This window comes from Limosilactobacillus agrestimuris (assembly GCF_943193105.1).
Classification (GTDB): Bacteria; Bacillota; Bacilli; order Lactobacillales; family Lactobacillaceae; genus Limosilactobacillus; species Limosilactobacillus agrestimuris.
This window is the reverse complement of record NZ_CALPCW010000006.1, coordinates 49,289-63,187: the sequence shown is the minus strand read 5'-3', so window position 1 is coordinate 63,187 and position 13,899 is coordinate 49,289. Positions and strand designations below refer to the sequence as shown.

At 36.2% G+C, this 13,899-nt stretch carries 15 protein-coding genes, 1 tRNA gene and 1 pseudogene; 9 read left to right on the top strand and 8 right to left on the bottom strand.

The genetic code is table 11. From position 1 onward, the window contains the following. Positions 1–256 precede the first annotated feature (256 nt). Together NFR46_RS05400 and NFR46_RS05395 are read left to right on the top strand one after the other, a co-directional pair. Positions 257–850 (top strand): site-specific integrase, encoded by a 594-nt coding sequence (locus NFR46_RS05400; RefSeq protein ID WP_251575365.1) that lies wholly within the window; start codon positions 257–259, stop codon positions 848–850. A gap of 115 nt (positions 851–965) precedes the next feature. Further along, positions 966–1,583 carry a universal stress protein gene (locus tag NFR46_RS05395; RefSeq protein ID WP_251575363.1) on the top strand — a complete coding sequence of 206 codons (618 nt, stop codon included), beginning with the start codon at positions 966–968 and terminating at the stop codon, positions 1,581–1,583. 152 nt (positions 1,584–1,735) lie between these two features. Here the strand turns inward: NFR46_RS05395 and NFR46_RS05390 are convergent, their stop codons facing one another. Continuing rightward, positions 1,736–2,851, bottom strand: a complete 1,116-nt coding sequence (locus NFR46_RS05390) for a hypothetical protein (RefSeq protein WP_251575361.1) — start codon at positions 2,849–2,851, stop codon at positions 1,736–1,738. A 176-nt stretch (positions 2,852–3,027) separates the two neighbouring features. On the opposite strand from NFR46_RS05390, the gene NFR46_RS05385 reads away from it, so the two are divergent. From NFR46_RS05385 to NFR46_RS05375, 3 genes are all read left to right on the top strand, one after another. Further along, positions 3,028–3,101 (top strand) — tRNA-Pro (locus tag NFR46_RS05385). Positions 3,102–3,180: 79 nt separating this feature from the next. Beyond that, complete coding sequence (gene xerS, locus NFR46_RS05380) at positions 3,181–4,248, top strand: tyrosine recombinase XerS (protein ID WP_251575360.1); 1,068 nt, start codon at positions 3,181–3,183, stop codon at positions 4,246–4,248. 82 nt (positions 4,249–4,330) lie between these two features. Further along, a complete protein-coding gene (locus NFR46_RS05375; RefSeq protein WP_251575357.1) occupies positions 4,331–5,683 on the top strand; it encodes a hemolysin family protein in 1,353 nt (450 codons plus the stop codon). An 82-nt stretch (positions 5,684–5,765) separates the two neighbouring features. Here NFR46_RS05375 and NFR46_RS05370 read toward each other — a convergent pair whose 3' ends face one another. From NFR46_RS05370 to NFR46_RS05350, 5 genes and pseudogenes are all read right to left on the bottom strand, one after another. Beyond that, on the bottom strand, positions 5,766–6,626 hold the full coding sequence (locus NFR46_RS05370; RefSeq protein WP_251575355.1) for an alpha/beta hydrolase: 861 nt from the start codon (positions 6,624–6,626) through the stop codon (positions 5,766–5,768). Further along, positions 6,626–6,907 (bottom strand): hypothetical protein, encoded by a 282-nt coding sequence (locus NFR46_RS05365; protein WP_251575353.1) that lies wholly within the window; start codon positions 6,905–6,907, stop codon positions 6,626–6,628. Before NFR46_RS05365 ends, NFR46_RS05370 begins: the two co-directional genes overlap by 1 nt. Positions 6,908–7,101: 194 nt before the next feature. After that, positions 7,102–7,755 carry a glucose-6-phosphate 1-dehydrogenase family protein gene (locus tag NFR46_RS05360; RefSeq protein ID WP_251575465.1) on the bottom strand — a complete coding sequence of 218 codons (654 nt, stop codon included), beginning with the start codon at positions 7,753–7,755 and terminating at the stop codon, positions 7,102–7,104. 98 nt (positions 7,756–7,853) lie between these two features. Then, positions 7,854–8,636: pseudogene (locus NFR46_RS05355) on the bottom strand (alpha/beta hydrolase). Positions 8,637–8,723: 87 nt separating this feature from the next. Next, complete coding sequence (locus NFR46_RS05350) at positions 8,724–9,233, bottom strand: DapH/DapD/GlmU-related protein (protein WP_251575461.1); 510 nt, start codon at positions 9,231–9,233, stop codon at positions 8,724–8,726. A 193-nt stretch (positions 9,234–9,426) separates the two neighbouring features. Here NFR46_RS05350 and NFR46_RS05345 point away from each other — a divergent pair, with 193 nt between their 5' ends. Beyond that, the gene (locus NFR46_RS05345; RefSeq protein WP_251575352.1) at positions 9,427–9,747 is read left to right on the top strand and encodes a carboxymuconolactone decarboxylase family protein; all 321 of its coding nucleotides are present in this window, start codon (positions 9,427–9,429) and stop codon (positions 9,745–9,747) included. A gap of 171 nt (positions 9,748–9,918) precedes the next feature. Then, positions 9,919–10,884 carry a mannose-6-phosphate isomerase, class I gene (gene manA, locus NFR46_RS05340; RefSeq protein ID WP_251575350.1) on the top strand — a complete coding sequence of 322 codons (966 nt, stop codon included), beginning with the start codon at positions 9,919–9,921 and terminating at the stop codon, positions 10,882–10,884. A gap of 86 nt (positions 10,885–10,970) precedes the next feature. On the opposite strand, the gene NFR46_RS05335 is transcribed toward manA, so the two are convergent. After that, positions 10,971–11,387: a cupin domain-containing protein gene (locus NFR46_RS05335; RefSeq protein WP_251575348.1), complete on the bottom strand. Its 417-nt coding sequence runs from the start codon at positions 11,385–11,387 to the stop codon at positions 10,971–10,973. A 98-nt stretch (positions 11,388–11,485) separates the two neighbouring features. Further along, positions 11,486–11,971: a flavodoxin family protein gene (locus tag NFR46_RS05330; protein WP_251575347.1), complete on the bottom strand. Its 486-nt coding sequence runs from the start codon at positions 11,969–11,971 to the stop codon at positions 11,486–11,488. Positions 11,972–12,073: 102 nt separating this feature from the next. Between NFR46_RS05330 and NFR46_RS05325 the strand changes: the two genes are divergently transcribed. Both NFR46_RS05325 and NFR46_RS05320 read left to right on the top strand, forming a co-directional pair. Then, positions 12,074–12,958: a LysR family transcriptional regulator gene (locus tag NFR46_RS05325; protein ID WP_251575345.1), complete on the top strand. Its 885-nt coding sequence runs from the start codon at positions 12,074–12,076 to the stop codon at positions 12,956–12,958. A gap of 65 nt (positions 12,959–13,023) precedes the next feature. Then, entirely contained in the window at positions 13,024–13,878 is an 855-nt protein-coding gene (locus tag NFR46_RS05320) for a patatin-like phospholipase family protein (protein ID WP_251575344.1), read from the top strand. Positions 13,879–13,899: the final 21 nt, after the last annotated feature.

Genomic DNA, 13,899 nt, shown 5'->3' with positions numbered 1-13,899 from the left:
AAAACAAAATGGACAACTACATGTCTAATTGATTTTCATTTCGTCTGAGAGCTAATTTTGATTTTAAACTATTATTTTACCTTGAAAGCTAATTTAAGGATGTAATTCGTAGCATTAGAAGTGTTATTTGTATATAATAACACTTCGTAAACGTTGATTTATCAGCATCCAATTTTTGGCAATTTCTTGGATGTGTTATAATAATGTATTATCTATAAATAACATTTATCTAAAATAACCGAAATCAGGTGTAATTTTGAAGCAATTAGTACTACCAATCAAAGATTCAAACATATTATCTGAGGTTCAGGATACATTACTAAATAATTTTAAAGCTGGGAGAAGAAACTACACAATTTTTCAAGTTGGCAAAGCAACCTTATTACGGGTCAGTGATGTTTTACGTTTAAAACAATCAGATGTTTTTGATGATTATGGTACAATCCGTGAACACGCCTTTATCAAGGATAAAAAAACTGGAAAGCAAAACACACTATACCTAAAACCTGTTGTTAGTGATCTAGCAATGTATCAGCAATGGTTAAAGCGTAAACGATATGAAGGAACGACCGAATGGCTTTTCCCGTCCATTACGCGACCACAAAAGCATATCGATGAGCGTCAATTCTACAATGTAATGCACCGTGTTGGCGAATTACTTGATATCAATTATCTTGGAACACATACAATGAGGAAAACGGGTGCGTATCGTGTTTACGTTCAAAGCAACTATAATATCGGTTTAGTAATGAGACTGCTGAATCATTCAAGCGAGGCAATGACATTAGCGTATTTAGGGCTGGATCAAATCAGCCGTGAACAAATGCTTGACCAAATTGACTTTGGATAAGTTGACCATTGTTAATCTTTATTCTTCAATCATCATTGCCTATTTTATGATATAAAATTATTTAATACTAATTACAAATAATCAGTATTATAACTCTAAATACTGTTGTATCAGCATGCATAGTTGCCGATATAACAGCGATATTAGACATCATGTTCAAAATACAATTATTTTGTTATGCAATATCAGTGTCGAAATTGATAGGTATAAAAGAGTATTTAAGAGGTGTTACTATGAGTTACAAAAATGTATAAATGTATTAGTAGGTATTGATGGTTCACGTCAAGCAAAGTTTGCCTTCTACAAGGCTACTGAAATTGCAAAGAAAAATAATGCAAATTTATACTTATTAAGTGTTACCAATGGTCAAAAGTTTCCGGATAGTACGCCTAAAGGATACGGTTTTGCGGATAATAGTATCTATCAGCCAGCTGTTGATGAAATGGAACAACAACTAGCAGAATTAAAACAGATTGCTGAGGACTCTGGAGTTAATAAAATTACGACTGATGTTTTAATCGGCAATTCTAAAGAAGAATTAGCTGTAAATTATCCAGAAAAACATAAAATTGATATGTTAGTCGTCGGTGCAACTGGATTAAATAGCATTAGTCGTTTGATCGTTGGTTCAACGGCTTCATATTGTGTCCGCGTTGCACCTTGCGATGTTACAGTTGTTAAAACAGATAACAGTAATAAACCAATCGATATTAAGAAATCGATTCACCGTTAAATTAAATATAGTAATTAAGCTTAAGAAAAGCAGTTATTCAATTACGTTATATAGGTAATTGAGGAGGATTTTTTAATTTCTGTGTCATTAAAACTATAATTTTAATGACAGGTTGATTAAAGAAAAGAGAAACCCTCTTCCTTTAATCAGATCTAGTCTTGTTGTTCTTTTGCAGCTAACTTTGTTTTATTTAATTGCATTAATAAAATCTTTCCAGTCTCATAATTCCGGTAATGATATTGATTTTTTAAGGATGGATTTTGCCAAAGACTCTTAAGGATTTTTTCAATATTCATATTTTCAGCAATCGTATTTAACAGAAGTGCTAAATCCTTGACTTGCCGGCGATCTTTCCTTGATCTTTGTAACTGCCTTGCAAATTGAACGGTATCTAGTTGTTCGATATCGGTTACTTCAACCGTATGTAAATAATCCTGTAAAATGCCATTATCATATGCTTTTAGCGCCTGGTTAACCTTAACTTGCTGCGATAATGCCATTGTTAAATACTTAAATGCTTCATAGACTTTTTGAGCATTATATTGTTCTAGATCAATTTCTGGGATTATTGTTTGGTCATTAGTATTATCAATTATCGGAATGTTATTATCTGCCTTAAAATGAATTGTTAATTGTTCGGTTAATTGAGTAAGGAGCATTAATATTAGTGCACTATTTACAGAATCTGGATTTCCTTCAATTGGGACAAGTCCCTTTTTAAATTCTTCATTTGGCCAAACTGCTTTACCGGTTTTCAGGTTAATTACATAATTACTTAAGGGATTCCATCCTGAATATTTATTCCAAATTTTCTTGTTTAAACGAATAGAATTAGCGGTCGTACTTGCTTTGTCTAGCTCTTTCCACCGCCGAATATTCTCATCGGTTAAATCTTTAATAAATTTGCCCTTAGATGTGCTAAAGAAGAAACGCCCCTCTTTTGTATCAATGGCAATTGCATAGTACTTACCATTGTTTAGCTTAATTGGGCAACTATAATCACTATCTTTTATCTGAGAATTACTAGCTGTAGAAGATATTTCAACACTTGAATAGTTATCCTTTTCTACATCATAGGCATAGAAACGTTCGGTATTTTTACTAGTAAATAAATTCGGATAGTCACTTACTAGTTTAGGCAAAGTAGCCGTTAAGTCAGTAATATTTTCCCATTGGTAATGCTTTTCTTTCTTATGTGTAAAATGAAATTCTGTTGTCCAATAATTATTATTGCCTTTAATAGATTTATATACTAATTCAACACTCACTTCTCCATCACCCTTTCCAGAACATCTGTTCGCAATATGATTTTATCAAATATTACGTTAGGTGAGTAGTAGTATTCAAAAAAATTCTCCCTCCCCTCACCTTTTTTAAAAAAAGTCTTTACTAATTAGTAAAGTATTTGATATAATACTTTGTGTTGTGCGATACAACCCGTCAACGGGAAATAGCTCAGCTTGGTAGAGCACCTGGTTTGGGACCAGGGGGTCGCAGGTTCGAATCCTGTTTTCCCGATAATTATTGAAAGTCACCTCGATTGGGGTGGCTTTTTCTTTATAATAAAATAGCAGAATAAAAATCTGGAGTGGATATGATGGAATCAGATAAATACTTAAAACTAATTCAAGAGGAACTACAGCGTCTTCCTAAATACGTTAATGATTATTATTTAGGTACCAACCATGCGGTTACAACGACTTACCAATATTTAACAGAGATTCGTCGCTTTTTTGAATGGCTTCGTCAAAGTGGTCTCAGTGAAGCTGAAACTAATTTAGCTATTTCAACCACAGAACTATCAAAGCTCCGCCGTAGCGATATTATGCTGTATATCGATCATCTTCGTCACACAACTAATTCTCAAGGGCACCTAAACTCACCAACATCAATTAATCGGTCAATCAACGCTCTTCGTTCCCTTTTTAAGTATTTAACTGTAACAGCAGATATCAATGATGGTGAACCATACTTTTACCGGAATGTTATGCTTAAGATTGACTCATTAAATGATACGAAAACACTAAATTACCGTGCTCATACTCTTGCATCACACATGTATCGTGGACAAATGAAGTTTGATTTTATCGAATTTATCGAAAATAAGTATCCTAAGATGTGTGATAAACGTGCTCTTCCAGCATATAAGGAAAATGCTGAACGGGATATCGCTATTATCACATTGATTCTTGGGACAGGTGTTCGGGTTTCAGAAGCTGCCAATATTGATCTAGGCGATCTTAACCTAAAGCAAAGTCTCCTCGATGTTGTTCGAAAAGGTGGGCAAAAAGATTCAGTACCAATTGCACCATGGGCAATTCAATATATCAAAAATTACCTAAGAATCCGCGCAAAACGTTATCATGCCTTAAAAAAAGATACTGCTCTTTTCTTAACTGTATATCATGGTAAAACCCGACGAATGACAGCAAATGCAATTGAAAAAATGGTCAAAAAGTATTCAACTGCCTTTGGTCATCCATTAACACCACATAAACTGCGCCACACCCTTGCTTCTGAAATGTACAACGTTACAAAGGATCAAGTTTTAGTTGCCCAACAACTTGGTCAAAAAGGGACCTCTGCAACCGACCTTTATACTCACGTTGACCAAAAGAAACAACGAGAAGCACTTAATGAAATTAGTAATCGTCCAGAAAAGTAAGGAAGATGTTGGCGGCCTATGAAAAGACTGCTAAAATAGAGTTTGAATATAATAAACTAAAGGCTTAGGTGAGATTTAAAAGATGAATGGATTAATGAGTTCATATTGGTTTCAACTGATTGTTATCATTTTGATTTTATTGTTAGCGGCCCTTTTTACGCTGCTTGAATACTCTGTTGTTAAGGTTCGGCCGAGCGAACTAAAAGAACTCCGCCAAACGAAAAAGGTTAAGCGCGCCGAACACATGGTTAATAACCTAAACGAATACCTCTCTACGGCTCAAGTTGGGGTTACAATGACGTCACTGGTATTAGGGTGGATTGGTGATGAATTTATTACCAACCTCCTATTGAAAATCACGGTCATTCCGGATGATGTTCGTGAAGTAATTGCCCCTATTTGTGGTGTCTTAATCTTTACGTTCTTCCATGCTGTATTTACCGATTTAGTTCCAAAGAATATGGCAATTGACCGACCAGTTCCGATTCTAATGGCAATTGTTCACCCAATTCAATTCTTCCACACAATCTTCTACCCATTCGTATGGTTATTTGCGGTTGTAGCCGCCCAAATTACTAAGTTACTTGGGTATAACGTTCAACCAGAAGAAGATACTTATTCTCAAAATGAAATTATGACCCTTTCCCAGCAGTCAGAAAAAGCCGGTGAAATGGACAAAGAAGATGTTATCTTCATGCAACGGGCATTTGAGATGAACGATAAGGTTGCTGAGGACATCATGATTGACCGAACTCAATTGGCTGTTATTGACATTACTGCATCAATTGCGGAGGCTGCACAATTATACTTTGAAAAGAAATTTACCCGGTTCCCAGTCGTTGCAAACAACGATAAGGATCACATCCTTGGATATATCTTTGCTTATGACATTATGCGGCAAAACCAAATCAATCCTCAGCAATCAATTCGGACAATTATGCGGAAGATTCCAATTGTTTATGAAAATGAACAAATTACCAAGGTCCTTCAAGAAATGATTAAAAAGCAGGTTCCAATTGTTGTTGTTCAGGATGAATATGGTGGTACCTCAGGAATCATTACCGACAAGGATATTTACGAAGAACTCTTTGGAACTGTTGGTGAAGAAATCGATCATGCAACTTCTGATATGATTGAAAAGAAGGATCCTGATAGTAAAGGAAACCCAACATATGAAGTTTCAGGTAAAATGCCTCTCGATGACTTTGAACGGTATTTCCATACCAAGATCGATCAATTTGAAAACTCAGAAGTAACAACCCTTACTGGTTTCTTCCTTGAGCGTCAGTATGACTTAAAGGTTGGCCAACCAATTAGAGTCGATAACTTCTCCTTTATTCCATTAGATTTACAAAACGCTTACGTAAATAAATTTAAGGTCATTTATATTAAACCAAAGAAAAATAAAGACCAATCTAAACAAGATGACAAATAATTAATTATAGAAAATAAAAATTACAGTTAATAAAGAGGTTAGGAAAATCAATTGATTTTCCTAACCTCTTTATTAACTGTATTTACTTTTTTCGTTGCCATAAAAACTTAATTAACGCTTGATCAACTTGCTTGTTATCATGAAGCTTTGAATGTTGAGCATTTTTACCAGTTACTTTTAATTCAGTATAAGACTTAGCACGAGATGCAACTAAGTACTGAAGTGACCGTGATGAAGCATTAGTAACTCGACCATCTGTATGGTTCCCAATATCACCATAGATATTAAGAACAGCAACTTGTCCCTTTGGATAAGCTTTGCGGGCGGCCGTCATCTGCTTATATGTTGCATTCATATGGTTAGGCTTCCCAGCAGAATTCAACTTCATTCCCGCAGGTTGCGCAATGCCTTCAGGGATACCATCAAACGTCAATCCACCAAAATGGCCAGCGATATCAACTTGCTTTTCAAGTTTTGGCATATCTTTGTTTTGCCCATTGCGAAGCATGTAATAAATAATCGAAATATTACCCAGTGAGTGACCAACCATGTTTATCTTATTAATTCCATAACGTTCCTTAAGCATCTTAACGACATTAGTTGCATATTCTCCATGTTTGTTAAAGTCTAGTTGTCGATTGTTTTCATAGTTAACTTCAACGATTGGGTTAATCGCGCCACGATGCATATTACCATGAAGAGTAACTTTACCATTATTAGTAACATCTGCTCGAATAATCGTATTTGTTACTCCAGCACGTTTAGCTGCATTAACCATTCCTGTTTCAGCCCGATAACTACTTCCACCACCATGGAAAAAGAGCGTTGCAGTAGTTGAATGAACAAAGCGATTGTTTTTCTGAGTATGATAAACTGCCCCACCAATAATTGCTGCTAAGACAACAAGAACCGCAAGAGCCGTTCCAACTGAACTTTTCTTCATTACTCTATATTACCTCTCTTCATAAATGCGGAGCTTACAAGCTTTGCCTGAACAGTTTCAAGTTGATCTGCATTATCATTAATATGCTTGTTAACGAGCCGTTCATTTGCTTGTATATCCAATACCAAAAAATCGTGGATCGTTGAAACTTTCACTCCCGCATGACGAAGGTGCTGAATTGTCATCGCAATTGCTAATTCTTCAACCTTTGCAGCTGATAAAGACGCTGGAGCAACTTCAACAACTCCTTGATAATAGCCAGTCATAAATACTTTATTCATCAATCAACACCCTCCCTATTATTTCTAACTTTAATTATATGCTTCATTTTCAGGAGCGACAAGAAAAGTATATCGCTAATTTATATCGAACGATAATTATGTAAACTAAAATTATATATCTTACGTGATAATCAATTCTCTCTGGATTTAAAATGAAAAGAGACTGGCTAGTTCACCAACCTCAATTTATTTGATTAAATTAATCCTTCGTACAAAGGAGTCAATTCATTAATTGTTACTAAAATGAAATCTTCCATACTATTAACTTGATCCTGATTACGGAAAGCAAACTTGCCAAGAAGAAAACTCGTTTCTTGTGCTTCGGCATTGAAGGAAGCCTGTTGCCGTTTATTAGTGAGGTAATCTTTTAACGACATATGATCATCAAATTCCATTTCATTTTTATCCCATAAGTACCAATTATTCAAATCAATCATCTTCGCCCAAGTTGGTACCTTCTTTAATAAGTTGTTATATTCATCTGGCATCCCCTGACGCTGTTCGCCTTTGTAATGCTGAAACATCAGGTAAACCTGCAGTTGCTTTTTATCAAGCATCACACCAATACAGGGATTATAGTCTGCCAACTCGTTTAACCGATACGATGCCCAATAATGGTCCCGAAGATTCCAACCATTGGTCCAACTTTCAACATGAACTTTTGCAAATTTACCAACCGGTAATTGACTAGCAACGTTCTGATTAACCTGCTTCCACTTTTGCCAAACTTCCTTAAATTCAGCTTTTAATTGATCAACTTCTGCTGGTGTATAATTCTCTTTAATTTTCTTAAAAGAGAATTCTGGTTGATCAAAGATTGCAAACATTTTCTCAGTTAATGCTGTCATCTTTCCACAGTCCTTTTTATTTAAGGATAACATAATTCTGATTGTTTATATTTGGCCACCATAGGCAAAAAGTTATCCTTTCATAATCCTTACTTATTTCAAAGAAAATTAATCAAGAGGCTGTTTACTTGCGAGTTATTATGTAAACTACTATGCTGGACTTTTTTACCATGAATTTCAACTTCATGATATGACTTTGCTCGTCCAGCAACTAAATACTTTAACGATTTGGCTGAATTAACAGGAACGTCTTCATCTGAATGACTGCCATCACCAATATCACTATAAATATTAAGGACTGCAGTATTACGAGGAAAAGTTTGTCGGAGATTTAATAATTCCTTATAAGAAGAATCCATTTTATCTGGTTTACCCGTTTGCTCATCAATCTTTGTGCTTTCCAACTAAACCATTATAATGCCCAGCAATCGCAACTAGGTAGCCAACCTGGGGAAGACGCTTATTGTTTACGTTATCGTTAATGCAATTGATAATTTCCTTCCCATCGAATGGCCGACTAAGTTAATCTGCTGATAGTGATGTTGCTTCTGTAGGGCAAGAATAACGTTCTTAACGTAATTAGCACCATGGTGATAACCTTGAGTATAGTTGTCTTGGTAGCCAGCAAGTTTATTATCTTCTAGGTTAACTTCCACGATGGGATTAATCGCGTTCTTTGGAATCTGGTGGTTAAAAGTAACGCTACCCTTTTTATCAACATTTGCTCGGACGATCGTTTTAGTAACCCCTGCGTTTCGTGCTGCGTTTGCCATTGCTTCTTCAGCATGAGAACTGCTTCCCCAGCCATGGACAAAGATCGTTGGCGTGTTAGATTGAACATAGTGAGTTACTGCATGAGCACGTTGGTTAAAACTAATCATCCACAATAAAAGAACAATTATCCCTAACAAATAACTAAAATATTTTTTCATTTATTTTCTCCTTTATAAATTTTTAAGGAAAATAATTTAATTCTCTCCAATTTTCTTAATTTCTTTTGCTGGAACTCCCGCAACTACCATATTATCTGGTACATTTTTAGTTACTACTGCCCCTGCAGCAACAACGGCATTCTTGCCTACTGTTACACCAGGAAGAATAGTTGCGTTAGCTCCAACCCAAGCATTCTCCTTAATTCTGACGGGCTTTAGTTCAAGTCCACGACGTTTTGTTAGATTAAGGGGATGGTTGACCGAAATTATTGTTACGTTAGGGGCAATTAAGACTTTATCTTCAATGACAATTCCCCCAAGATCAGTAAACATGGCACCACTATTAATAAAGACTTCTTTACCAATTTCTAGGTTAGCTCCATAATCACTCCTGATTGGTAAGCGAATTTCTACTGATTCATCAATTTGGTGACCAGTAATATCACTAACAACTTGTCGAATCTCAGTTTGTGATGCTGGTCGGCTATTTAACTCTTGTAAGAAATCTTGATTTTTCGATGATATTATTGATACCCCAAGTATTATCTCTTCACAGTCAAAGTACTAGAATACTTTCCGTGACCGGGTGGAAGTAAAATTAATCAAGACAAATCATTAGGTCTGCTTTATCATTCACCTTTTGCATTAATATCTACTTAATATTGGTATTTCATCTTTTCTTCATCTGGCCTTATAGTAATGATAAGAAAGGACTTTACCTTAGAAAGGATGATTTTCAATGGTAAAAAAACAAACCGCTGGTCGCGATCAATTGGGTGACTTTGCACCAAAATTTGCTGAATTAAATGATGATGTCCTCTTCGGGCAAGTTTGGTCCCGAGAGAAAGAATTAAGTCCCCGTGACCGGAGTCTAATTACCGTAACTGCCTTAATTGCTAAAGGAGCCTTCGAACAGCTCCCTTACCATATGCAAACTGCTAAAATTAATGGTATTACAAAAGACGAAATCGCCGAAGTGATTACTCATCTTGCCTTTTATTTAGGCTGGCCGAATGCCTGGTCAGCATTCAACGTTGCAAAAAAAGTCTGGGATGACTAGAAAAAGCTAGAAAATAGCCAACTATCTTGTGGTTGTTTTCTAGCTTTTCTTTATTAAATTTACGTGATTAGATGGTTTTCTTTAACTAAGACTGTTAAAATCATTGTGGAAAGCGCTTTATAGAAGTGAAAATGCGTTTCTTAATTTCGAGCAAAAAGGACAGTGACAGTTATGGCAGAACCATTATTTTTAAAACCTATTTTTCATGAAAAAATTTGGGGTGGTCGACGGTTAGCAGAAGACTTTAATTACGATATTCCAGACGGAACAATTGGTGAGTGTTGGGCGATCTCTGGACATCCCCATGGTTCAAATATGATCGAAAATGGTGAATTTAAGGGACAATTACTCCCTGATGTTTATGCCCAGCATCCAGAACTATTTGGAAATCCAAAGTCAAAAGTTTTCCCACTATTAACTAAGATTCTCGACGCCGAAGCTAGCCTGTCAGTTCAAGTTCATCCAGATAATGCTTACGCTGAAGAACATGAACACGAGCTTGGTAAGACTGAATGCTGGTACATTATTCATGCTGATCAGGGTGCCTACCTTACTTATGGTCATACCGCAAAGACACGGGATGAACTTAAAGAAATGATCAAACACCATGAGTGGGAAAAGCTTTTTGATAAAAAGCCGGTTAAAACTGGCGACTTTGTTTACGTTCCTTCTGGGACAATTCATGCCTTGAATAAGGGAATTGTTGCCCTTGAAACTCAACAAAGTTCTGATACTACTTACCGAATTTACGACTATGATCGGGTCGATAAGAAAACTGGAAAGAAACGTGCCCTTCATTTAAAGCAATCAATCGATGTCACAACTGTCCCGTTTAAGGAGCCCGAATTACACATTCAGTCGGAAATGATTGGTGATTCTAAAGTTACTACCCTTATTACCCAACCTGATTCTCCATTCTTTAGCGTTTATAAGTGGGAGGTAAATGGAAAATTAATCAGGAAACATGAGCATGGTCCATATACCCTAATGTCAGTCATTAATGGTGAAGGAACCTTAACTGCAGATGGAAAAGCTTACCAACTAAAGAAGGGAATCCACCTTCTCATACCAGCAACTATTAATGAATGGAAATTGGATGGTAAAATGCTGATTATCGCTTCAGAATCAGTAGAATAAATGAAAGTAAAAAATGAGTTAACAAAGGTAGGAATAACAAAGTCCCTATTTTGCTAACTCGTTTTTATGTATTTCTGATTAATTAACTAATCGCTTAACTGATCGTAGTAATCTTCATCAACTGGTTCTAACCATTTACTAGTCCCTTTCGTAATCGCGATATGAGAAAACCAGCTATCTTTAGTAGCCCCATGCCAATGTTTTACACCTTCATGAATGGCTACTACATCTCCGGGCTTTAATAATTGAGCTGGCTTTCCTTCTTCCTGGTACCAACCTTCACCAGCAGTACACATAATAATTTGAAAACCATCATGATGAATATGCCAATTATTCCGACATCCTGGTTCAAAATTAACGTTCGCCACGTTGATATCAATATTATCATCAGGTGACACTAACCCGTTCAAGTAGCTTGTTCCAATAAAGTACTTAGCGAAAGCAACATTTTTATCTCCAAAGCCAAACATATCATTCTTGACCGTTTCTTCATTCTTTGTCATAGTTTAAACTCCTCCTTGATGTAAGTGTTTTGATTAACTATAGCTTACAAGAAAAGTCACAGTATGTATAATGCTTATTATAACTAAGGAATCATTCACTAATTGAATTGCAATTTTCGTAACCATGAAGCCAGAGAAGCTGGACTATACTGTGGAGTACCGTGGGTCAATACATGATACCCATGAGCAACATTTAATTTACCAGCATGCGCAATAAAATCCTTCTGGTATTTTCCAGAATCCCTCCAGCCAGTACTAAATGGCACTACTTTACCTTGGTAATGAGACATCATTTGTAAAAGTTTCAAAATCGTGGATGACACTTTACCGTCCCAAACTGGTCCACCAATTAAAATTGTATCGTAATAGTGAAGATCCGGGATTTTAGTCATGATTGGAGGTAATTTACCAGCCCTGTTATCACGTTTAAAAACTTGATCCGCTTCTTCCATATCTTCAGGAAAATAGTTTTGGGGGACTTTTAAACGAAGAATGTCCGCTCCTGTTTGACGATGAATTGAACTAGCAAGCTTCGCGGTATTACCAAATTGAGAATAATATAAGATTAATACTTTTCGCGACATTAATGTTCTTCCTTTCTATAGGTCAAGCTTTCTTAATTTACGTTATTATAATTTTAGCTTAAAATAGTTTTATCTATCCATTAACTGAATTGAGGGATAAATATGGATACTAGAGTAATCAAGTACTTCTTAACTGTAGCACAAACAAACAATATTACCCGTGCTGCTCAACAACTTCATATTACACAGCCGACCCTTTCCCGCCAAATAATCGAACTTGAAAAGGAACTCGGTGTGACACTTTTTGATCGTCAACAAAGACGGATGACCCTTACTAATGAGGGAGCCCTTTTTCAACAACGTGCTTCGACAATCCTCTCATTAGTTAACCAAACTAAACAAGAATTACAAAATACCGAAGAAGAACTAACTGGAGTAATCAACATTGGGTGCGTTGTTTCAAAGGTATCTAAACTCATAATGAAAATTATTAGCAACTTTCAGAAAAAGTACCCGAATGTTAAATTTAATCTTTATGATGGTAATGGTGATCTCTTACGTCAACGCCTAGATTCGGGATTAGAGGATTTTGCTGCTTTGATTGAGCCTGTAGAGGCAGCAAAGTATAATTTTATTGTTTTACCGGTTCGCGAACGTTGGGGATTAATTGTTAAAAGTTCTGATCCATTAGCCAAGAAAAAATCAATCACCAAGGATGATCTTTATAAATTACCACTAATTGTCCCTACCCGTAACATTGTCCGCGATGAAATTAGCGATGTCCTTAAACTCGACCAAACAAAATTAAATGTCATGGCAACCAATAATCTGCCAAGTAATGCTTACGAGCTTCTTAAAACTGGCAACTACTGTTTATTGGGAATTGAAGGAATTGTTGATTCATTTCATGATCCAAAATTAACCTTTATTCCTTTTTCCCCGCATAAAGAAACAGGCCATGTCCTTGCCTGGCGAAAAAACACGGTAATTACCCCAGTAATGGAAAAATTTCTTCAAGAGTTTGCTACTCTAGCGGAAAACCAATAAAAGATTGAATTTTTAACCACTATCGACTTACAATAACCTAGTAATAATATTAAGGAGTGAAAGTAATGCTATATAATGCAGCGTTAGTCCTTGAAGGTGGCGCTTTCCGCGGTCAATATACTGCGGGAGTATGCGACATGCTTCTTGCTAACCACATCGAATTTAGCAGCGTAATTGGTGTTTCAGCTGGTTCACTTAATGGTGTCAATTTTGTCGCTAAACAATATGGTCGAGCAGCAAACATTAACATTAACCACCGTCATGATCATGATTATATTTCAATGGCGCGATTATTCCAAAAAAAGGTAATTAATATGAATTACCTTTTTGAAGATCACGGCCTTTCTTGGCGAAATTTTGATGAGCGAGCTTACATTAGATCTGCCTCCCACTTCACCGCTGTTGCTACCAGACTTCAGGACGGAAAAAAAGCCTTGTTTACAGATTTTACTGGTGAAAAGCTAACTCAAGCGCTAATTGCTTCTTGTTCAATGCCATTTATGATGGATCCAGCACCAACACCAGATGGCCTTTGTTTAGATGGAGGAATTGCTGATTCAATTCCATTTGATGTTGCTCAGGAACAAGGCTACGATAAAATCGTGGTTGTCCGTACTCGCGATGTTAGTTATAGGAAAAAGCCCTCTAGCCGTCCCGTCCGACAACTATACCGTCGCTACTTCAAGGATTATCCCCAATTCGCTGAAGCTGGAATTCGTCGTCCAGAAGTCTATAATCAACAAATTGCCCAAATTGAACACCTTGAACGAACTGGTCAAATCTTTAATATTGCCCCCCAACACCCAGTTAAAGTAAGCCGGGTTGAAGGGAACGTTAAAAAGATTCGTCAATTATACGAAACAGGTCAACGGGAAACCAAGCAAATATTGCCAAAATTAATTGACTACCTTAATGCTTAAAAGCGCTTTCTGTGTTATTAT